This is a genomic window from Enterobacter sp. DVT3837, from assembly GCF_056238685.1.
In genome coordinates, this window is record NZ_JBWDLA010000001.1 from 1,945,738 (window position 1) to 1,965,879 (window position 20,142).

Consider the following 20,142-nt stretch of genomic DNA (forward strand, 5'->3'; position numbering starts at 1 on the left):
ATAATAATGAGGGTATTTAATGTTTTTTAATTTATAAGTGCGAATGACCAACTATGTTGGAAAAATCAGAATCAGACCCGGTGTAATCAGCGTTATACTTCTGGCGTGTTAATCAGATAAATAGGGTTTAATTTCTCATGCTATTCATTTGGTGAATTTAATTGTGCTTATGTATTTACCTTAATTATAAATTAAGTTAATTGACTTTTTTTGTGCAAAATTAAAACTGATTTTGGTGAATACTTTCCTTCAACTGAACCCGGTATGACGTACAAATCTTGTGAGTAACGAGTAGTTATCTATGGCGCGTAAAAAGAAAGAAGAGGCTCAACAAACCCGACAGCAGCTGATCGAAGCGGCTATTGAACAGTTTGCGATGCGTGGCGTGGCCAACACGACGCTGACGGATATCGCTGATGCTGCTAAGGTTACGCGCGGTGCGATCTACTGGCACTTTACCAGTAAATCAGAAATATTTAATGCCATCTGGGAACAGCAATTACCACTTCGGGACATTATTCGCGACAGACTTTCTGTTTCTGAAAATGATGATCCGTTGTTAATACTTCGTGAGCAATTTATTACTGCATTGCAATATATTGCGCGTGAGCCCCGACAATGTGCACTTTTACAAATTTTGTATCATAAGTGTGAATTCAGCAATGATATGACTCAAGAGAGTGAAATCAGAAAGCGCATTGGATTCAATTATGACTATTTACGTGCCACGCTGGAGGCATGTATTGCGCGAAAAAGCATTTCGGCACAGGTAAATGTTGATCTTACTTTGATTGTATTTCACGGTTTTTTTAGCGGAATAATTAAAAACTGGTTAATGAATAACGACAGTTTTAATCTATATCAGCAGGCTCCGGCACTGGTCGATAGCATTCTGGCGACACTCCCTGTCATCCGAGTATCGCCCGATGATGCTTACTGCTCAGCGTCAGGTAACATTTCTCCCCTGGCACAAAGCGCCTCTATGGTCTGTGCGCTGACAGGTTTACCTAACAGATAACCCTGAAGGGTGTTACAGCCTAGCTCTGTCAAAAAGGTTTGCTGTGCTTCGGTTTCTACACCTTCAGCCACGACTTTCAGGTTGAGTGTTTTTGCGAGAGCCACAATCGCCGAGACAATGGTTGCATCTCCGCTTTCCCCACTTAACTCTTTCACAAATGCTCTGTCGATCTTCAATTCACAGGCCGGTAAACGCTTGAGATACAGCAGGCTCGAATATCCGGTACCAAAGTCATCAATGGAGGCTTTCACACCCGCATCGGTCAGCTCCGTCAACACCCGTACACTCTCATCCGGGTTACTCATTGCCGTGGTTTCCGTCACTTCGAGGATCAACTTTTCCGGTGGCACATTGTGGTGCGCCAGACAGTCGAGAACGGTTTTTACCAGTGACGGTTGTTCAAACTGCAATATCGAGAGGTTTACGGCCATCGACCAGCTTTGATGGCCCTGAAGATGCCATTCCCTCAACTGGCGACAGGCTTCATTGATTACCCAGTTACCGATGGGAATGATGAGCCCCGTTTTTTCCGCCAGCGGCAGAAAAAGGTCTGGCGTCAGTAATCCTTGTTTCGGGTGTTGCCAGCGCAGTAACGCCTCGAAACCGAGGACAGGGCCAGCTGGCGCGTGAAATTTTGGCTGATAAACAAGGCGGAGCTCATCACGATTAATAGCCATCCACAGGTCGTTCATTAACTGGAGATGGGTCTGCGCCAGAGTGTTCATGGAGGGCTGGAAGAAGTGGTAGCCATTTCGTCCCATATGTTTGGTGTGGTACATCGCTGCATCCGCATTAAACATCAGCTCACGCTCGGTATTGCCGTCGTGAGGATACAATGCGATACCAATGCTGAGTGTCACCATCAGTTCATAGGGATCGAGATTGAACGGGCTATCTATCGCGTGAACCAGTGAGTTTGCCAGAGAAGCCGCATCGTCCGGACCTTCTCCTTCTGCAAGCAGAACAAACTCATCACCACCGATACGTGCAAGGGTGAACTGGCCTTTCAGGGGAAGCAACAGACGCTGCGTCACGGCGACCAGCAGCTTGTCACCGATATCATGGCCGTAGGCGTCATTGATGGCTTTAAAACCGTCAAGATCCATGAACATCAAGGCAAAATTGCTGCCTTCACGAGCGGCTTTGCAGATGGCCTGATCGAGTCGGTCTTCCAGCAGTACACGATTGGGCAGACGCGTTAGCGTATCTTGCAGCGCCAGCTGCGCGAGTTCCCGGTTAGCCTCTGCAAGTGATGAGGCAAGAAGGGCGGTACGTGCCTGAAGGCGGGCATCCAGCATCGACACCAGCAGGCTGATCCCAAGAATAGAGAGAGCAACAACGCTGACCAGCACCGCCAGCCAGCTCCCGTTAATGCCGTCATGGTGCACCATCGTCGACATTGGAAACTGTGCGGCTTTCATTCCGGCGTAGTGCATACCGGCAATGGCAATCCCCATGGTGATGGCAGCACCCATGCGCATCAGTACGACCTGAGCGGCTTCCTGGCGCAAGCGGAACGTCAGCCACAATGCCGCGAGTGAAGCGGCAAGTGCAATGGCGACCGAAATGGCGACCCATAGCTTGTCCCAGATAATACCCGGTGTGACCTCCAGCGCTGCCATACCGGTGTAATGCATGGCCACGATGCCACTTCCCATCACTAACGCCCCGGGCAATAGACGGCGCAAACGCAATTGCTCGCAGCTGACGAGCCACAGCGCAAACAGTGACGAACCCACCGCTATGATCATGGATAACACCGTCAGATTGGCGTTGTAACTCATGCTCATGGAGAGGTCCATCGCCAGCATGCCGATGAAATGCATCGCCCACACGCCAATACCCATGGCAATCCCGCCACCAGCCAGCCAGATACGGGCTGCGACACCCTGGCTCACGGCAACGCGCGCGGCCATATTCAGCGCGGTATACGCGGCAAGGATAGCAACAACAAAGGAGAGGACTACAAGGATATGGTTGTATTGGCTAACCAGCATGGTCGGTTCTACTCGAGTTTGACGTTACGCCAGAGCGGTTGAGAAGGGCGAGACATTATCATCGGAAGGTAATGGCTCAAAGGGATTTAAATCCCTGTTTTTAGTGGGTAATAACAGGGAGGCTGGCGGGGAAAGAGGCTTAGTCGAGTTCTGAACAGTTCACTAATTTCAGCGGATTGACGGAGTTCATATTACGACACTTATCGGTTTCGGTGCTCATCAGTTCAATCCACTGCATCAGGAGTGCATCGAAAATGAAAATAGAGATTGCGAAGACAACCAGCCACCAGTATTTACGAATCATTGTGTCATTCCGCGAGAAGAGAGTCAGTAATGTGGTGGAAATATACACGAAACGTCGCGGTTTAAAAGCGGGATAAGTGAAGGTTTACAAAGCGTTGACGGTCACAGGTGCGGGCAATAAAAAAGGCGCATCCCCATGCCAGGTAGCGCCTTTTTAAACATGCATTTCGCTAATCGGAATTAGTTCATGCCGTATTTTTTCAGTTTCTTACGCAGAGTACCACGGTTGATACCCATCATCAGCGCAGCGCGGGTTTGGTTACCGCGGGTGTATTGCATCACCATGTCCAACAGTGGCTGTTCAACTTCAGCCAGTACCAGCTCATACAGGTCATTAACATCCTGACCGTTCAGTTGAGCAAAATAGTTCTTCAGTGCCTGTTTAACCGAGTCACGCAGGGGCTTTTGAGTTACCTGGTCCTGAGAGTTAACGGTAGAAACGGTCAGTACGTCAGAATTTACGCGTTGTTCGAACATAGTTCTGTCAGCTCTTTATTTCATTACGCAAGATTTTCGAAGTATGCCTCCAACGCCTCCAGCTGTTCGCTGGCATCCTCTATGGCGTTGAATGTGCGCCGAAACTGGTCATCTGGAGCGTGCTCCTGGAGATACCAGGAGACGTGTTTACGCGCAATTCGGTACCCTTTTGCCTGACCGTAGTGGTCATGCAGTTCCCGAACATGCGAACAAAGCAAGCGCTTAACCTCTGCCAGAGGCAGCGGGGCAAGCAGCTCCCCAGTGTCCAGATAATGCTGGATTTCCCGGAAGATCCAGGGTCTTCCCTGAGCTGCACGTCCTATCATCAGAGCATCAGCTCCCGTATAGTCGAGTACAGCCCTGGCTTTAAGCGGGTCAGTTATGTCGCCATTCGCGATAATCGGAATGGAAACTTTCTGCTTAACTGCCCGAATGCTGTCGTATTCAGCTTCACCATTGAACAAACAGGCGCGAGTGCGTCCATGAATGGTCAGGGCCTGAATGCCACAGTCTTCGGCCAGTTGGGCAATCTCTACACAGTTACGGTGTTCCGGCGACCAACCCGTGCGAATCTTCAACGTAACAGGAACGTCCACTGCGCTGACAACCGCCGTCAGGATAGATTTCACCTGGTCGGGGTATTGCAGAAGGGCTGAACCTGCAAGCTTGCGATTCACTTTTTTGGCCGGGCAACCCATATTGATATCAATAATCTGGGCACCACTTTCCACGTTAATACGCGCGGCATCTGCCATCTCTTCAGGCACGCTTCCGGCAATTTGCACGGTGCGGATACCTGGTTCATCAATATGCACCATCCGAAGGCGGGATTTATCGCTTTCCCATACCTGCGGGTTAGACGACATCATCTCGGATACGGTTAAACCGGCTCCCATCTCATAGCACAGCGTCCTGAACGGCCGGTCGGTAATACCTGCCATAGGGGCTGCGATCAGGCGATTTCTAAGCTGGTGGTGTCCGATGCGCATGAGTTAAGAAATGACCATACTGTGACTGCAAGGCGGCGTATATTACGCATTTTTCGCACGAGATGAAAGGCCAAACTTTGAACAATCCTCTGTTGTAGATCAAGGAATCGCCGCTCAATCGCTCTGTTAAAAATTATTCACCATGTAAATCATTGTGTTATGCGATAATGCTTGTTTTATGTACGCTTACAATTTCCCGTAACTTCTCATCATTTCTGAATAAATGCCTCGCTGAAGCGGGATAATCTGCTGTTTTTAGCAACAGTTTTACCGCCATCTTTGAGATCTGGCTCTCATTTTAGAACAAGATATTCAGAGACGAGGGAGGCGGTTTTATGCAGCAAAACGAGATAAGGCGTGGCCTGATGACCACGCCCGGGGCTTATTTTTTACGGCCGGTAATACGACACCACTCTTCTTTCTCCACCACCGGGTCGAGCGCAAAGAGATCGGCATAGGCTTCGCAAACGCTGTCCGCCTGGCTTGCCAGGATACCCGAAAGTCCAAGCAGACCGCCCTCAACGGGCAGCACGCTGATTAACGGAGCCAGTTCGCGTAATGGGCCTGCCAGAATGTTTGCGACCACCACATCGGCTTTCATGGCTTCTGGCTGCGCATCCGGCAGATACAGTTCCAGACGATCGGAGACACCGTTACGCTCGGCGTTATCACGGCTGGCCTGAATGGCCTGCGGATCGATATCGATCCCGATGGCTTTTGCTGCACCCAGTTTCAGTGCCGCAATGGCCAGGATCCCGGATCCGCAACCGAAGTCGATCACCGTCTTGCCGTCCAGATCCAGACCATCCAGCCACTGCAGGCACAGGGAGGTGGTTGGGTGAGTGCCGGTACCAAATGCCAGGCCCGGATCAAGCATCACGTTAACCGCGTTCTCATCCGGAACGTCGCGCCAGCTTGGGCAGATCCACAGACGTTTGCCGAACTGCATAGGGTGGAAGTTATCCATCCACTCGCGTTCCCAGTCTTTGTCTTCCAGCTGTTCGATTTTGTGCACAAAACCTACGCCGAGCAGAGGATGGTTTTCCAGAATTGCGACGACCTCTTTCATGTCGGTTTCGGCATCAAACAGGCCAATAACGTCGGTATCACCCCACAGGCGGGTTTCGCCCGGCAGTGGCTCGAAGACAGGCGTGTCATGCGTGTCCTGGAAGGTGATGGAAACCGAGCCGGCCTCCATCAACGCATCGCTCAGCTCTTCGGCATTTGCGCCAGTTGTATTCAGTTTTAGTTGGATCCACGGCATGGCAAAACTCTTTATTTATCAGTAGAAATCATAGCGGGTTGTGGGACGGGCTGACCAAAACGGTTCCCCACCACAAACGCCAGTAAACTTAGCAGTAACGAAGGCACAATCGGATGGAAGCCCAGGTACTGAATCTTAAACGTTGCGAGGACGGCATACAGCACACCGCCGACAATCATGCCGCTCAGCGCGCCCGCCGCGTTTGCACGTTCCCAGTAGAGCCCTAACACCAGCGGCCACAGGAATACGGCTTCAAGCCCACCAAATGCCAGCAGGTTCAGCCAGATGATCATCTCAGGCGGACGCCATGCGGCGAGCATCATCAGAATGCCGAGCACCAGCGTGGTCCAGGTTGAGATGCGTTTCAGCTTCTGCTCATTATGCATTTTAGCCGGACGTGCGCTAAGCCACAGATCTTTGATGATGGTGGCGGAAGCCTGAAGCAGGTGCGCGTTAACGTTGGACATGATCGCTGCCATCGGTGCCGCAAGGAACAGCCCGGCGGCCCACGGCGGCAGAACCTGTACCATCAGCGTTGGGATCACCTGATCCGGCACGGTCAGGTGAGGTAATACGGCCCGTCCGAGCGCGCCCGCCAGATGCATACCCAGCATCAGAAGGGCGACAACGACGGTACCAATCACAATCCCCCGATGAACGGCTTTGCTGTCTTTATAGGAGATACAGCGCACGGCGGTGTGCGGCAAACCGATCACGCCAAAGCAGACCAGCACCCAGAAGGAGGTCATAAACGCGGGCGTCAGAATATCATCAGCACCGTGGGGGCTGACCAGTTTCGGGTCAATCTGCTCAAGCGTTTCTACCGCATTGTGTAAACCGCCTGCCGCGTAGATGACGCCAACCAGCAGCACCAGAGTGCCTATCAACATCACCATGCCCTGCATCGTGTCGTTCAGCACGCTGGCGCGGAAACCGCCAAACGCGGTGTACAGCGCAATCGTGATCCCGAAGATGAGCAAGCCAGTCTCGTACTTGATACCCGCTGCCGTTTCCAGCAGGCGCGCGCCGCCAATAAACTGAACGGCAATGGCGCCAACGAAGGCGACAATCAGGCTGATACTGGCAATCCAGACCACCGCGCGGCTTTGATAACGTGCCTGCAGCATGTCGTTCAGCGTTATGGCGTTATAGCGACGGGCAAGGATGGCAAATTTTTTGCCCAGAACGCCCAGCGACAACCAGATGGTGGGCACCTGAATCATGGCCAGTAATACCCAGCCCAGGCCATATTTGTATGCGGCTCCTGGCCCGCCGATAAACGAACTGGCGCTCACGTAAGTCGCGGTCAGCGTCATCGCCAGCACAAACCCGCCCATCGAACGGCTGCCGAGGAAATATTCGCTCAGAAACGATCCGGTACTGCGTTTGCGCATGGCATAGAAAGAGAGGCCAAACACGACGATCAAATAGACAACCAGTACGGTGATGATTTCAGTTTGCATCACTATCCTCCAGCGGGAAATCGCGGAAGATAAAGCGCACCATAAACCAACTGAGGAGAATGAAAATCAGTGGTACCAGCAGGCACGCCATTTCAAACCAGTGCGGCAGGCCGGTAATACCTGCTGTTGAATCTGGTAAGTAAGCGGTTACTAACCATGCTGCGAGATAAAGAAGGGTCAGCCACAGCGCCCAGCGCGCTTCTTTATGGGCCTGAACAAAACGTTTGTCCATTTTTTGTCCCTTGTGGATGAAGAAAGCGGGGATTGTACATGATGAGGCTTTCCAGGCCCCAGAAATAAAAAAGGCCGGATAATCCGGCCTTTTCGCAAAGATGCTGTATTACTTCTCGTTCAGACCGAGTTTCTTCTCCAGATAGTGGATGTTGGTTCCACCATTCTGGAAGTGCTCGTCGCTCATGATACGCATCTGCAGATCAACGTTGGTTTTGATACCGTCGATGATCAGCTCCTGCAGGGCATTTTTCATGCGGGCAATCGCCACGTCACGGTTTTCGCCGTAGCAGATAAGCTTGCCGATCATTGAGTCATAGTACGGCGGTACGGTGTAACCAGCGTAGATATGCGACTCCCAGCGTACACCAAAGCCACCCGGCGCGTGGAAACGCGTGATTTTACCCGGGCTTGGCAGGAAGGTGTTCGGGTCTTCGGCGTTGATACGGCATTCTACCGCATGGCCTTTCACCACAACTTCTTCCTGCTTGATGGAAAGCGGCTGGCCTGCAGCGATACGCAGCTGTTCTTTGATCAGGTCAACGCCGGTGATCATTTCGGTAACCGGGTGTTCAACCTGAATACGGGTGTTCATCTCAATGAAGTAGAACTCGCCGTTTTCGAACAGGAACTCGAAGGTACCTGCACCGCGATAGCCGATATCGACACACGCTTTGGAGCAACGCTCGCCGATGTAGCGACGCAGTTCCGGGGTAATACCCGGTGCGGGTGCTTCTTCGACCACTTTCTGGTGACGACGCTGCATGGAACAGTCACGTTCTGCCAGATAGATTGCGTTACCCTGACCGTCAGCCAGCACCTGAATTTCGATGTGACGTGGGTTTTCCAGGTATTTTTCCATGTACACCATGTCGTTGCTGAAAGCGGCTTTCGCTTCAGCTTTGGTCATGGAGATGGACTGAGCCAGTTCAGCGTCGCTGCGCACAACGCGCATACCGCGACCGCCGCCGCCGCCGGACGCCTTGATGATCACCGGGTAGCCAATGCGTTTAGCATGAGCACGGTTAGCATCCATATCGTCGGTCAGAGGGCCGTCAGAACCTGGTACGGTTGGAACACCGGCTTTTTTCATTGCGGTGATGGCAGACACTTTGTCGCCCATCAGGCGAATGGTGTCAGCTTTCGGGCCGATGAAGATGAAGCCAGAGCGTTCAACCTGCTCAGCAAAGTTGGCGTTCTCAGAGAGGAAGCCGTAACCCGGATGAATTGCCACCGCGCCGGTGATTTCAGCGGCGCTGATGATAGCCGGGATGTTCAGATAGCTTTTTACGGACGGAGCCGGGCCAATACAGACCGTCTCATCCGCCAGCAATACGTGTTTTAAATCGCGATCCGCGCTTGAGTGCACAGCGACAGTCTTGATACCCAGTTCTTTACAGGCACGAAGAATACGCAGTGCGATCTCGCCGCGGTTGGCGATAACAATTTTATCCAGCATGTTCGCCTCGTTACTCGATGACGACCAGCGGCTCGTCAAATTCAACCGGCTGACCACTTTCGACCAGAATCGCTTTCACAGTACCTGATTTGTCTGCTTCGATCTGGTTCATCATTTTCATCGCTTCAACGATGCACAGGGTATCGCCTACGTTGACTTTCTGACCCACTTCGATGAACGCCTTCGCGTCCGGGCTCGGGGTGCGGTAGAAAGTACCAACCATTGGGGAACGTACGATGTGACCACTGATTTCTGCTGCAGCGGCAGGTGCGGCTTCAGCTGCTGGCGCAACGGCTGCGGAAAGCGCAGGCTGCTGCACTGGCGCAGCATAAGCTTGCTGCATTACCGGGAAGCTAGCGGCTGGTGCTGCACGGCTGATGCGTACAGACTCTTCGCCTTCAGAAATTTCCAGTTCGGAGATGCCTGATTCTTCAACCAGCTCGATCAGTTTTTTAATCTTACGAATATCCATGAGTGGGTTCCGTACTCTTGTTTAGTTTGATTGTGACAAGCGTTTTACCGCTGTCTGTAAAGCGTATGAATAGCCGTCAGCACCCAGTCCGCAGATAACGCCGGCAGCGATATCCGACAGATACGAATGGTGGCGGAACGGCTCTCGGGCGTGCACGTTACTCAGGTGGATCTCGATAAACGGGATACTCACCGCGAGCAGTGCGTCGCGGATAGCAACACTGGTGTGCGTAAACGCGGCCGGATTGATCAGGATATAGTCCACATTGTCTTTAGCCTGATGAATACGGTCGATGAGTGCGTACTCCGCGTTTGACTGAAAATGATCCAAATCCACATTGAGCGACGCGGCTTCCGTTCCCAGACGGTTAACAATTTCACCCAATGTCAGCGTGCCGTACTTCTCAGGCTCGCGGGTACCGAGCATGTTCAGGTTCGGTCCGTTTAAAACTAAGATATGGAATTTATCAGCCATTGTGCTGCTATCTCCTGCGATTTTCCGGTAAAAAACAAAATATACCTTCGAAACGCAATTGTCACCTTTTCAGAGGCCTAAACCTGCTGTCGGGGGAACCAAAGTCGCACATTATAACGATTTCGTAGCATTTGGCAGCTAAATACTGGTCTTATCAGGGAAGATTATCAACCGCTATCCGAAAAAGATTTGCGGTTGACGGGGAATCTGCGGGAAAACGCACAGTTTCGCGAACTATCGCAACCACTGGCGGAACTTCTTGTAACGCCATGCTAAAAGCGCCACGGCCGCCAGCGCATACAGGATTGGCTGGGGCGAGAGGATCTTCACCGACCACAGATAATGGATGGGTGCGAGGATCGCGACAAGATAGACGAAGTTGTGCAGCAGTTGCCAGCGCCTGCCCAGTTTTCGCTGTGCATACTGCGTGGATGTCAGTGCTAGCGCCAGTAAAACCAGCCAGCTCACGATACCCAGCGTCAGATAAGGACGCGTCACCAGTTCACGGCCAAGCAGTGTCAGATTGTTAATTCCCAGTTCCAGTAGGGCGTAGCTGGTGAGATGCAGCGTCGCCCAGGCAAAACACCATAGCCCCAAAAGCCGACGAGTTCGTATCAATAATGGCTGTTTAGCGTAGCGCGCCAGCGGCGAGACGAGCAAGGTTGCCAGCAAGAATTTCAGAGCCATCCTACCCGTAAAGTGCTGAATATCCTTTGCCGGGTCGGCACTAAAGAGTCCCTGGCTGACGGCCCAGAACAGCCAGATAAAAGGAAGCAACCCGGCTAAGTGGAGCAGCACTTTCAGCCAGGTTATCTGCTTTGTTGTTAAACGCACTCAGAAGTTCTCCCGTAAATTGAGACCACGGTAAAGTGAAGCCACTTCATCCGCATAACCGTTAAACAGCAGCGTCGGTTGGCGCTTCACGTCCAGCGCACCGCCGGAACCGATAAAACGCTCGGTTGCCTGGGACCAGCGTGGATGATCCACATGCGGATTCACATTGGCGAAGAAACCGTATTCGCCCGGGGCGGCCAGATTCCAGGTGGTTGGCGGACGTTCGCGGGTGAGCTTAATGCTGACAATAGATTTAATCCCTTTGAAACCATATTTCCACGGTACGGTTAAACGAATAGGGGCACCGTTTTGCGGTGGAAGCGCTTTGCCGTAAACGCCAACGGTCAGCAGGGTAAGCGGATGCATCGCTTCGTCGAGGCGTAACCCTTCTACATAAGGATAATCAAGCCCGCCGCCGATAAACCGGTCTTTCTGCCCAGGCATCTCGTCAGGAGCATAACGTGTCTGGAAAGCGACATATTTTGCGTTGCTGGTGGGCTCCGCCATTGCCAGCAGTTTATGCAGCGGGAAGCCGATCCACGGTACCACCATAGACCAGGCTTCCACACACCGCATGCGGTAGATACGCTCTTCGAGCGGGAAGCGGGTGGTGAGTTCGTGATGGTCCAGCGTCAGGGGTTTTGCCACTTCACCTTCAATTTTCAACGTCCACGGATCGGTTTTGAGGCTTCCCGCATTGGCGGCAGGATCGGCCTTGTCGAGGCCGAATTCGTAGAAGTTGTTATATCCGGTGACTTTATCTTCCGGTGTGAGCGTCAACGTGTTTTGCCACTGGGCCGGTTTGGTAAAGGTGAGTGGCGCGCCGGAAGGGGCTTTCGGCCTGTCGTTGCCTTTAAACCAGTCGAGCAGGTCGGCGTGTGCCGTTGGGGAAAGCGTCAGTGCGGTAGCGCTGATACCAAGCATTTTCAGGATCTGGCGGCGCTGTAACATAAAGACAGATTCAGACGTTACGTCGGCTTCCGTCAGTTTTCTATTTTTCATGGCATCCTCCGTCATGCGTTTTTCTAAGCATGACGGAGGAGAAGGATTCGCGCGAATATGTCACGAAAATTTGAAGATTAGGCAATTTTCACCAGCGCGCGACCGTGGAACTGGTTGTCCATGATCTTACTGGCATATTCCGGTGCCTGGCTGAGGCTAATTTCCGTTGCGCTCTGGGTATAGAAGGATTCAGGCAGATCGCGCACCAGGCGTTCCCAGGCTTCATGACGACGGGCCGCTGGCGTCATCACGGAATCGATCCCCTGCAGGCGAACGTTACGCAAAATGAATGGCATCACCGTCGTTGGCAGGGCAAATCCTCCTGCCAGGCCGCAAGCTGCCACGCAGCCGCCATAATTCATCTGCGCCAGCACTTTCGCCAACACTTTGTTACCGACGGTATCCACCGCCCCTGCCCAGACCTGTTTTTCCAGTGGGCGGGTTTCGGCAAACTCGTCGCGGCCAAGTATGCGGTTAGCGCCGAGCTGGCGCAGGTAATCGTGGGTGCTTTCACGACCAGAAACAGCGGCGACCTGATAACCCAGTTTATGCAGCAGCGTGACTGCTGTGCTACCCACGCCACCGCTGGCGCCGGTCACGACAATTTCACCCGATTCCGGGCGGATGCCCGCATCTTCCAGCGCCATCACGCACAGCATGGCGGTAAAGCCTGCTGTACCAATGATCATTGCTTTGCGGCCATCCATCCCCTTCGGCATGGGGACCAGCCAGTCACCCTTAACACGCGCCTGCGTTGCCAGACCACCCCAGTGGTTTTCACCTACGCCCCAGCCAGTGAGCAATACCTGCTGGCCGGTATGGAAACGCGGATCTTCGCTGGTATGAACCCGGCCAGCAAAATCAATACCGGGTACCATAGGGAAATTTCGGATGATTTTCCCTTTGCCGGTGATAGCCAGTGCATCTTTATAATTTAAACTGGACCAGTCGATGTCGACGGTGACTTCGCCTTCCGGTAAGCGACTCTCTTCAACGGGTTGCACTGAGGCAAGCGTTTTGCCGTCCTGCTGTTCTAAGATCAAAGCCTGCATACGGGGTCCTCATGACTCGGATGATTGGAAAATAATTTCTGAAGACTATACTCGCTCAGGGAAAAGCAATGTCGATTTAACGCAATAAATTGCCAGTTACAGCCGATTTGATAGTATGCCGCATTTGAAATGCAAGTTAGCGCTTACTCGCTACCCCATCAACCTACGGAGTAATCTCAAGGATGCGATTAACGACGAAGTTCTCAGCTTTTATTACCTTGCTGACGGGGCTTACCATTTTTGTCACGCTGCTTGGCTGCTCTCTGAGCTTTTATAACGCCATTCAGGACAAGCTGGTCAACCGGGTCCAGGCTGTTGCTTCGGTGATTGATGTTCGTCTGCTGACGACGCCGCTGCCGGCACTTTCCCGTGAACTGGATGAGTTGATGGCACCTGTTGATATTGTTCAGATAGACATTCAGCAGGGAAAGCATCGGGTTTTTAGCCATATACGGCAGGAAAGTTATCGGCCGGCAGGTGTGGTGAGCCAGTATCGGGAAGTGACTGTGCACTCGCTTAAAAATCCTGGGATGACTCTGCACATGGTCTACCTTGATCCGATGGCCAGTTATTTCCGCTCCATGATGACCACTGCGCCACTCACCGTTGCTGTTGCGTTTATCGTCCTGCTTATTTTTCTTGCTGTCCGCTGGCTGCGCCGCCAGCTCTCCGGTCAGGAACTGCTGGAGGTGCGCTCCGTGCGGATCCTTAACGGTGAACGCGGTCCGCAGGTGCGTGGCTCAGTCCATGAATGGCCTGCACGCGCCAGTAGCGCGCTGGATACGCTGCTCTCAGAAATCCAGTTCGCCAGTGACCAGCGCAGCCGTATGGATACGCTGATCCGCTCTTATGCCGCCCAGGATAATAAAACCGGCCTTAACAACCGCCTGTTCTTTGACAACCAACTGGCCACGTTGCTTGAGGACCCGGAAAAGGTGGGGACGCACGGGGTGGTAATGATGATTCGCCTGCCTGACTTCGATCTCCTGCGCGACACCTGGGGACAGCGGGTTGCGGAAGAAAATCTCTTTACGCTAATCAACCTGCTCTCCACCTTTATTATGCGTTACCCGGGGGCACTGCTGGCCCGATATCACCGCAGCGATTTTGCCGTATTGTTGCCGCATCGCACGTTAAAAGAGTCGGAAAGCATCGCCAGCCAGCTGCTGAAGGCGGTGGATGCGCTGCCGCAGAGCAAAATGCTCGACAGGGACGATATGGTGCATATGGGGATCTGTGCCTGGCGCGGCGGGCAATCAACAGAACAAGTGATGGAACACGCGGAAGCGGCGACCCGCAACGCCGTGTTACAAGGGGCGAACGGATGGGCGGTTTATGACGACTCGCTGCCGGAAAAAGGGCGTGGCAATGTGCGCTGGCGAACGCTGATCGAGCAAATGCTCAGCCGCGGCGGGCCACGTATTTATCAAAAACCTGCAGTCATGAAAAACGGTCATGTCCATCACCGTGAATTGATGTGCCGTATTTTTGACGGCACAGAAGAAGTCATCTCTGCGGAATATCTGCCGATGGTACTGCAGTTTGGGCTATCCGAAGAGTATGACCGGCAGCAAATTAGCCGCTTGATTCCTTTTTTATCCTTCTGGCCTGAAGAAACCCTGGCATTACAGGTCACCGTAGAGTCGTTAATACGCCCACGTTTTCAGCGCTGGCTGCGTGATACATTAATGCAATGCGAAAAATCGCAACGCAAACATATTATTTTTGAACTTGCTGAGGCGGATGTAGGTCAACACATCAGCCGGTTGCGCCCGGTGGTACGTTTGATCAATGCGCTCGGCTCGCGTGTAGCCGTTACGCATGCCGGGTTAACGCTGGTCAGTACTAACTGGATCAAAGAGCTGGATGTGGAGTTATTAAAGCTACATCCGGGGTTGGTGAGGAATATTGAGAAGCGCACGGAAAACCAGCTGCTGGTACAGAGTCTGGTTGAAGCGTGCAAGGGAACGCGAACGCAAGTTTTTGCCACAGGTGTGCGCTCCAGAGGCGAATGGCAGATGTTAACAGAGCGCGGTGTTACCGGTGGTCAGGGGGATTTTTTTGCCGCCTCTCAGCCGCTTGACACCAACGTGAAAAAATATTTGCAAAGATACTCTGTTTGACCTGCCGTTTACGCTGTTTTCACGTAGAATATCGCGCCTGTAGCTTTGAGTATGTCGAGCAAAAAGCCAGTGAACGACCTTTAACGGGTTACAAATGTCAGTGAGGGACGCTGCTGTTGACTCAGTCCTGAGGGAATCAGGGATCAATTTTGTAACATCAGGAAACGTACTGCACAAATTTTCACCGTTGCAGATGATTTTTGCGCCTTGTCGCTGCTGCGTGTGGTTGGTAAAGTAAGCGGATTTTGTTTTCCGCCCCAGCTTTCAGGATTATCCCTTAGTATGTTGAAAAAATTTCGTGGCATGTTTTCCAATGACCTGTCCATTGACCTGGGTACCGCGAATACCCTTATTTATGTAAAAGGACAAGGCATCGTATTGAATGAGCCTTCTGTTGTGGCCATTCGTCAGGATCGTGCAGGCTCGCCGAAAAGCGTCGCTGCAGTGGGTCATGACGCGAAGCAGATGCTGGGTCGTACCCCTGGCAACATCGCCGCCATTCGCCCAATGAAAGACGGCGTTATCGCTGACTTCTTCGTGACTGAAAAAATGCTTCAGCACTTCATCAAGCAGGTTCACAGCAACAGCTTCATGCGCCCAAGCCCGCGTGTTCTGGTATGTGTGCCGGTTGGCGCAACCCAGGTTGAGCGTCGCGCAATCCGTGAATCTGCCCAGGGTGCAGGTGCTCGTGAAGTGTTCCTGATTGAAGAGCCAATGGCTGCGGCAATTGGTGCAGGTCTGCCTGTGTCTGAAGCAACGGGTTCAATGGTGGTGGATATCGGTGGTGGTACCACTGAAGTCGCCGTTATCTCTCTGAACGGTGTGGTCTACTCCTCTTCTGTACGTATCGGTGGTGACCGCTTCGATGAAGCCATCATTAATTATGTGCGCCGTAACTACGGCTCTCTGATCGGTGAAGCCACTGCAGAGCGTATCAAACACGAAATCGGCTCTGCGTATCCGGGCGATGAAGTGCGTGAGATTGAAGTACGCGGCCGTAACCTGGCGGAAGGTGTTCCACGTGGCTTCACCCTGAACTCCAACGAAATTCTGGAAGCACTGCAGGAACCGCTGACCGGCATCGTAAGCGCGGTAATGGTTGCGCTGGAACAGTGCCCGCCAGAACTGGCGTCCGATATCTCCGAGCGCGGTATGGTTCTGACCGGTGGTGGTGCGCTGCTGCGTAACCTCGACCGCCTGTTAATGGAAGAGACAGGTATTCCTGTCGTAGTTGCAGAAGATCCACTGACTTGCGTCGCCCGTGGTGGTGGCAAGGCGCTGGAAATGATCGACATGCACGGCGGCGACTTGTTCAGCGAAGAGTAGTCATTGTGAAAGGGTAGCGCATCGCTACCCTTTCTCTCTGACGCGAGAATACGCATAGCCTATGAAGCCAATTTTTAGCCGTGGCCCATCGCTACAGTTTCGCCTCATTCTGGCGGTTCTGGTGGCGCTTGGGGTCATTATTGCCGATAGCCGCCTCGGTACGTTCAGTCAGATCAGAACGTACATGGATACCGCCGTCAGTCCTTTCTACTTTGTATCAAATGGTCCCCGTGAACTACTCGACTCCGTTTCTCAAACGCTGTCTTCGCGTGACCAACTCGAACTCGAAAACCGGGCGCTACGCCAGGAACTGCTGCTGAAAAACAGCGAGCTGCTGATGCTGGGGCAATACAAGCAGGAAAACGCGCGTCTGCGTGAACTGCTCGGCTCGCCGCTGCGTCAGGATGAGCAGAAGATGGTGACGCAGGTGATCTCCACCGTAAACGATCCTTACAGCGATCAGGTTGTGATCGACAAAGGTAGCGTGAACGGTGTGTATGAAGGTCAGCCAGTCATCAGTGATAAAGGCGTTGTGGGCCAGGTTGTTGCCGTGGCCAAACTGACCAGCCGCGTTCTGCTGATTTGCGATGCTACCCATGCGCTGCCGATTCAGGTCCTGCGTAATGACATTCGCGTGATCGCCGCCGGTAACGGTTGTACGGACGATCTGCAATTGGAACACCTGCCAGCGAACACGGATATCCGTGTCGGTGACGTTCTGGTGACCTCCGGTCTGGGTGGACGTTTCCCTGAAGGCTATCCGGTTGCGGTGGTCTCTTCGGTGAAGCTCGATACTCAGCGTGCCTATACCGTGATTCAGGCGCGTCCAACCGCAGGTTTACAGCGTCTGCGCTATCTGCTGCTGCTGTGGGGCGCCGATCGTAATGGTGCTAATCCGATGACGCCTGAAGAGGTGCATCGTGTGGCGAATGAGCGTCTGATGCAGATGATGCCGCAGGTTCTCCCGCCTGCGGATTCCATGGGGCCGCCTGCGCCAGTCCCGGCGCCAGCAACAGGATTAACGCAGCCGCTGCCGGATGCGCCACCACCGCCTAAACTCTCTTCGGGAGGGCAGTAGTGGCAAGTTATCGTAGCCAGGGACGCTGGGTCATCTGGCTCTCGTTTCTCATTGCGCTGTTACTGCAGGTTATGCCCTGGCCGGATGACATTCTTGTTTTCCGGCCAAACTGGGTGTTACTCATTTTGCTCTACTGGATCCTTGCCCTGCCGCATCGCGTAAATGTCGGAACAGGTTTTGTGATGGGTGCCATACTGGATCTCATTAGTGGCTCTACGCTTGGCGTGCGCGCGTTGTCCATGAGCATTATTGCGTACCTCGTCGCACTTAAATTCCAGCTCTTTCGTAACCTCGCGCTCTGGCAACAGGCCCTGGTGGTGATGTTGTTGTCGCTTGCTGCGGATATTGTTGTTTTCTGGGCAGAGTTTTTAGTGATCAACGTCTCTTTCCGACCGGAAGTGTTCTGGAGTAGTGTAGTAAACGGTGTGCTCTGGCCGTGGTTATTCCTGCTGATGCGTAAGATTCGCCAGCAGTTTGCCGTGCAATAAAAGGTTTCTATGACGTCTTTGTATCTCGCTTCTGGCTCCCCGCGCCGTCAGGAACTCCTGACGCAGTTAGGGGTATCTTTTGAACGCATCGTGACCGGCATTGAAGAAAAACGTGCTGAGGGCGAAAGTGCTCAACAGTACGTGTCTCGCCTTGCGCGCGAGAAAGCGCAGGCTGGCGTAGCCAGTGTGCCACGTGACCTTCCGGTGCTGGGGGCAGATACCATCGTTATTCTTAACGGTGAAGTGCTTGAGAAACCGCGCGACGCCGATCATGCGGCGCGTATGCTGCGCAAAATGTCCGGGCAAACGCATCAGGTGATGACGGCCGTCGCACTGGCAGACAGCCAGAACGTGCTGGATTGCCTGGTCGTGACGGATGTGACATTCAGAGTACTTACCGACGACGAGATCACCGCTTACATTGCCAGCGGTGAACCGATGGATAAGGCAGGTGCATACGGTATTCAGGGGCTGGGTGGCTGTTTTGTCAGGAAGATTAATGGCAGCTATCACGCCGTAGTCGGCTTACCGCTGGTGGAAACGTATGAGTTGCTGAGCAATTTTAACTCACTGCGTGAGGGAAGGGATAATTATGACGGCTGAATTGTTGGTAAACGTAACGCCATCGGAAACCCGTGTGGCCTACATTGATGGTGGCATTCTTCAGGAAATTCATATTGAGCGTGAAGCGCGACGCGGAATAGTAGGCAATATCTACAAAGGTCGTGTCAGTCGTGTACTACCGGGTATGCAGGCGGCTTTTGTAGATATTGGACTGGATAAGGCGGCATTTTTACATGCCTCCGATATCATGCCGCACACCGAGTGCGTTGCAGGTGAAGAGCAAAAGCAATTTGCCGTCCGCGATATTTCTGAACTGGTGCGTCAGGGTCAGGATCTGATGGTACAGGTGGTGAAAGATCCCCTCGGCACCAAAGGTGCCCGTCTGACCACCGACATCACTTTACCTTCCCGTTATCTGGTCTTTATGCCCGGCGCATCGCACGTGGGCGTTTCGCAGCGTATTGAGAGTGAAACCGAGCGCGAGCGTCTGAAGAAAGTGGTCAGCGCTTACTGCGATGAACAGGGTGGGTTTATCATCCGTACCGCAGCGGAAGGGATCAGCGAAGAAGACCTGGCGTCTGATGCGGCTTACCTGAAGCGCGTCTGGACCAAGGTGATGGAGCGTAAAAAACGCAACCAGACCCGCTACCAGCTCTATGGTGAGCTGGCGCTTGCTCAACGTGTTCTGCGTGATTTTGCCGATGCACAGCTCGACCGTATTCGCGTGGATTCCCGCCTGACCTATGAAGCCCTGCTGGAGTTTACCGCTGAATATATCCCCGAGATGCCTGGCCTGCTGGAGCATTACACTGGGCGTCAGCCGATCTTCGATCTCTATGATGTCGAAAACGAGATCCAGCGTGCGCTTGAGCGCAAGGTTGAACTGAAGTCTGGTGGGTATCTGATCATCGATCAGACCGAAGCGATGACCACCGTTGATATCAATACCGGGGCGTTTGTTGGTCACCGTAACCTGGATGACACTATCTTCAATACCAACATCGAAGCGACGCAGGCGATTGCGCGCCAGCTTCGTCTGCGCAACCTGGGCGGCATTATCATCATCGACTTTATCGATATGAGTAATGAAGACCATCGCCGCCGCGTGCTGCACTCGCTGGAGCAGGCGCTGAGTAAAGATCGTGTGAAAACCAGCATCAACGGCTTCTCGCAGCTCGGGCTGGTGGAAATGACGCGTAAGCGTACCCGTGAAAGCGTTGAACATGTACTGTGTAATGAATGTCCAACCTGCCATGGACGCGGAACGGTAAAGACGGTTGAGACCGTCTGCTACGAAATCATGCGCGAAGTCGTGCGTGTTCATCATGCCTACGACTCCGATCGTTTTCTGGTCTATGCTTCCCCTGCGGTGGCTGAAGCGTTGAAAGGCGAAGAGTCGCACGCGCTGGCGGAAGTGGAAATCTTTGTCGGCAAACAGGTAAAAGTACAAATTGAACCGCTCTATAACCAGGAGCAGTTTGACGTCGTGATGATGTAAGCGCAGTACGCTGCGTGACGAATGCTGACA

The 20,142-nt window shown here is 52.9% G+C and carries 20 protein-coding genes; 7 read left to right on the forward strand and 13 right to left on the reverse strand.

Going from position 1 to position 20,142, the window contains the following annotated elements; translation table 11 throughout:
• Nucleotides 1–301 precede the first annotated feature (301 nt).
• A complete protein-coding gene (envR, locus tag AC0XWG_RS09545) occupies nt 302–1,018 on the forward strand; it encodes an acrEF/envCD operon transcriptional regulator (RefSeq protein WP_028016983.1) in 717 nt (238 codons plus the stop codon).
• Here the strand turns inward: envR and AC0XWG_RS09550 are convergent.
• From AC0XWG_RS09550 to acuI, 13 genes are all read right to left on the reverse strand, one after another.
• On the reverse strand, nt 934–3,015 hold the full coding sequence (locus AC0XWG_RS09550; RefSeq protein ID WP_475680545.1) for a putative bifunctional diguanylate cyclase/phosphodiesterase: 2,082 nt from the start codon (nt 3,013–3,015) through the stop codon (nt 934–936). The genes envR and AC0XWG_RS09550 overlap by 85 nt on opposite strands.
• A gap of 139 nt (nt 3,016–3,154) precedes the next feature.
• On the reverse strand, nt 3,155–3,319 hold the full coding sequence (locus AC0XWG_RS09555; RefSeq protein WP_028016985.1) for a DUF2556 family protein: 165 nt from the start codon (nt 3,317–3,319) through the stop codon (nt 3,155–3,157).
• A 179-nt stretch (nt 3,320–3,498) separates the two neighbouring features.
• A complete protein-coding gene (fis, locus tag AC0XWG_RS09560) occupies nt 3,499–3,795 on the reverse strand; it encodes a DNA-binding transcriptional regulator Fis (protein WP_000462905.1) in 297 nt (98 codons plus the stop codon).
• 23 nt (nt 3,796–3,818) lie between these two features.
• On the reverse strand, nt 3,819–4,784 hold the full coding sequence (dusB, locus tag AC0XWG_RS09565) for a tRNA dihydrouridine synthase DusB (RefSeq protein WP_014885445.1): 966 nt from the start codon (nt 4,782–4,784) through the stop codon (nt 3,819–3,821).
• Between the two features lie 382 nt (nt 4,785–5,166).
• Complete coding sequence (prmA, locus tag AC0XWG_RS09570) at nt 5,167–6,048, reverse strand: 50S ribosomal protein L11 methyltransferase (protein WP_028016986.1); 882 nt, start codon at nt 6,046–6,048, stop codon at nt 5,167–5,169.
• A gap of 11 nt (nt 6,049–6,059) precedes the next feature.
• Complete coding sequence (panF, locus tag AC0XWG_RS09575; protein ID WP_028016987.1) at nt 6,060–7,511, reverse strand: sodium/pantothenate symporter; 1,452 nt, start codon at nt 7,509–7,511, stop codon at nt 6,060–6,062.
• Complete coding sequence (locus AC0XWG_RS09580; protein ID WP_028016988.1) at nt 7,501–7,743, reverse strand: YhdT family protein; 243 nt, start codon at nt 7,741–7,743, stop codon at nt 7,501–7,503. The genes panF and AC0XWG_RS09580 overlap by 11 nt, the downstream gene beginning before the upstream one ends.
• A gap of 108 nt (nt 7,744–7,851) precedes the next feature.
• On the reverse strand, nt 7,852–9,201 hold the full coding sequence (gene accC, locus AC0XWG_RS09585; RefSeq protein ID WP_023333644.1) for an acetyl-CoA carboxylase biotin carboxylase subunit: 1,350 nt from the start codon (nt 9,199–9,201) through the stop codon (nt 7,852–7,854).
• A 10-nt stretch (nt 9,202–9,211) separates the two neighbouring features.
• Nucleotides 9,212–9,673, reverse strand: a complete 462-nt coding sequence (gene accB, locus AC0XWG_RS09590; RefSeq protein ID WP_010436174.1) for an acetyl-CoA carboxylase biotin carboxyl carrier protein — start codon at nt 9,671–9,673, stop codon at nt 9,212–9,214.
• 21 nt (nt 9,674–9,694) lie between these two features.
• Nucleotides 9,695–10,147, reverse strand: coding sequence for a type II 3-dehydroquinate dehydratase (aroQ, locus tag AC0XWG_RS09595; protein ID WP_028016989.1), 453 nt, complete (start codon nt 10,145–10,147; stop codon nt 9,695–9,697).
• 234 nt (nt 10,148–10,381) lie between these two features.
• On the reverse strand, nt 10,382–10,981 hold the full coding sequence (gene msrQ / locus AC0XWG_RS09600) for a protein-methionine-sulfoxide reductase heme-binding subunit MsrQ (RefSeq protein ID WP_407221073.1): 600 nt from the start codon (nt 10,979–10,981) through the stop codon (nt 10,382–10,384).
• Nucleotides 10,982–11,983, reverse strand: coding sequence for a protein-methionine-sulfoxide reductase catalytic subunit MsrP (gene msrP / locus AC0XWG_RS09605; RefSeq protein WP_028016991.1), 1,002 nt, complete (start codon nt 11,981–11,983; stop codon nt 10,982–10,984).
• A 77-nt stretch (nt 11,984–12,060) separates the two neighbouring features.
• Nucleotides 12,061–13,035: an acrylyl-CoA reductase (NADPH) gene (gene acuI, locus AC0XWG_RS09610; RefSeq protein WP_475680546.1), complete on the reverse strand. Its 975-nt coding sequence runs from the start codon at nt 13,033–13,035 to the stop codon at nt 12,061–12,063.
• A 182-nt stretch (nt 13,036–13,217) separates the two neighbouring features.
• Here acuI and csrD point away from each other — a divergent pair, with 182 nt between their 5' ends.
• From csrD to rng, 6 genes are all read left to right on the forward strand, one after another.
• Nucleotides 13,218–15,158, forward strand: coding sequence for an RNase E specificity factor CsrD (gene csrD, locus AC0XWG_RS09615; RefSeq protein ID WP_129324203.1), 1,941 nt, complete (start codon nt 13,218–13,220; stop codon nt 15,156–15,158).
• Nucleotides 15,159–15,440: 282 nt separating this feature from the next.
• The gene (gene mreB, locus AC0XWG_RS09620; protein ID WP_000913396.1) at nt 15,441–16,484 is read left to right on the forward strand and encodes a rod shape-determining protein MreB; all 1,044 of its coding nucleotides are present in this window, start codon (nt 15,441–15,443) and stop codon (nt 16,482–16,484) included.
• A 61-nt stretch (nt 16,485–16,545) separates the two neighbouring features.
• Entirely contained in the window at nt 16,546–17,562 is a 1,017-nt protein-coding gene (gene mreC / locus AC0XWG_RS09625) for a rod shape-determining protein MreC (protein ID WP_023309400.1), read from the forward strand.
• On the forward strand, nt 17,562–18,050 hold the full coding sequence (mreD, locus tag AC0XWG_RS09630) for a rod shape-determining protein MreD (RefSeq protein WP_028016994.1): 489 nt from the start codon (nt 17,562–17,564) through the stop codon (nt 18,048–18,050). Before mreC ends, mreD begins: the two co-directional genes overlap by 1 nt.
• A gap of 9 nt (nt 18,051–18,059) precedes the next feature.
• Nucleotides 18,060–18,653, forward strand: coding sequence for a Maf family protein (locus AC0XWG_RS09635; RefSeq protein ID WP_028016995.1), 594 nt, complete (start codon nt 18,060–18,062; stop codon nt 18,651–18,653).
• Complete coding sequence (rng, locus tag AC0XWG_RS09640; protein ID WP_049007546.1) at nt 18,643–20,112, forward strand: ribonuclease G; 1,470 nt, start codon at nt 18,643–18,645, stop codon at nt 20,110–20,112. The genes AC0XWG_RS09635 and rng overlap by 11 nt, the downstream gene beginning before the upstream one ends.
• The last annotated feature ends 30 nt before the right edge of the window (nt 20,113–20,142 follow it).

Bases quoted from the DNA above. Each gene is read 5' to 3' on its own strand.
- envR (WP_028016983.1), top strand. From the start codon at position 302: ATGGCGCGTAAAAAGAAAGAAGAGGCTCAACAAACCCGACAGCAGCTG.
- AC0XWG_RS09550 (WP_475680545.1), bottom strand. From the start codon at position 3,015: ATGCTGGTTAGCCAATACAACCATATCCTTGTAGTCCTCTCCTTTGTT.
- AC0XWG_RS09555 (WP_028016985.1), bottom strand. From the start codon at position 3,319: ATGATTCGTAAATACTGGTGGCTGGTTGTCTTCGCAATCTCTATTTTC.
- fis (WP_000462905.1), bottom strand. From the start codon at position 3,795: ATGTTCGAACAACGCGTAAATTCTGACGTACTGACCGTTTCTACCGTT.
- dusB (WP_014885445.1), bottom strand. From the start codon at position 4,784: ATGCGCATCGGACACCACCAGCTTAGAAATCGCCTGATCGCAGCCCCT.
- prmA (WP_028016986.1), bottom strand. From the start codon at position 6,048: ATGCCGTGGATCCAACTAAAACTGAATACAACTGGCGCAAATGCCGAA.
- panF (WP_028016987.1), bottom strand. From the start codon at position 7,511: ATGCAAACTGAAATCATCACCGTACTGGTTGTCTATTTGATCGTCGTG.
- AC0XWG_RS09580 (WP_028016988.1), bottom strand. From the start codon at position 7,743: ATGGACAAACGTTTTGTTCAGGCCCATAAAGAAGCGCGCTGGGCGCTG.
- accC (WP_023333644.1), bottom strand. From the start codon at position 9,201: ATGCTGGATAAAATTGTTATCGCCAACCGCGGCGAGATCGCACTGCGT.
- accB (WP_010436174.1), bottom strand. From the start codon at position 9,673: ATGGATATTCGTAAGATTAAAAAACTGATCGAGCTGGTTGAAGAATCA.
- aroQ (WP_028016989.1), bottom strand. From the start codon at position 10,147: ATGGCTGATAAATTCCATATCTTAGTTTTAAACGGACCGAACCTGAAC.
- msrP (WP_028016991.1), bottom strand. From the start codon at position 11,983: ATGAAAAATAGAAAACTGACGGAAGCCGACGTAACGTCTGAATCTGTC.
- acuI (WP_475680546.1), bottom strand. From the start codon at position 13,035: ATGCAGGCTTTGATCTTAGAACAGCAGGACGGCAAAACGCTTGCCTCA.
- csrD (WP_129324203.1), top strand. From the start codon at position 13,218: ATGCGATTAACGACGAAGTTCTCAGCTTTTATTACCTTGCTGACGGGG.
- mreB (WP_000913396.1), top strand. From the start codon at position 15,441: ATGTTGAAAAAATTTCGTGGCATGTTTTCCAATGACCTGTCCATTGAC.
- mreC (WP_023309400.1), top strand. From the start codon at position 16,546: ATGAAGCCAATTTTTAGCCGTGGCCCATCGCTACAGTTTCGCCTCATT.
- AC0XWG_RS09635 (WP_028016995.1), top strand. From the start codon at position 18,060: ATGACGTCTTTGTATCTCGCTTCTGGCTCCCCGCGCCGTCAGGAACTC.
- rng (WP_049007546.1), top strand. From the start codon at position 18,643: ATGACGGCTGAATTGTTGGTAAACGTAACGCCATCGGAAACCCGTGTG.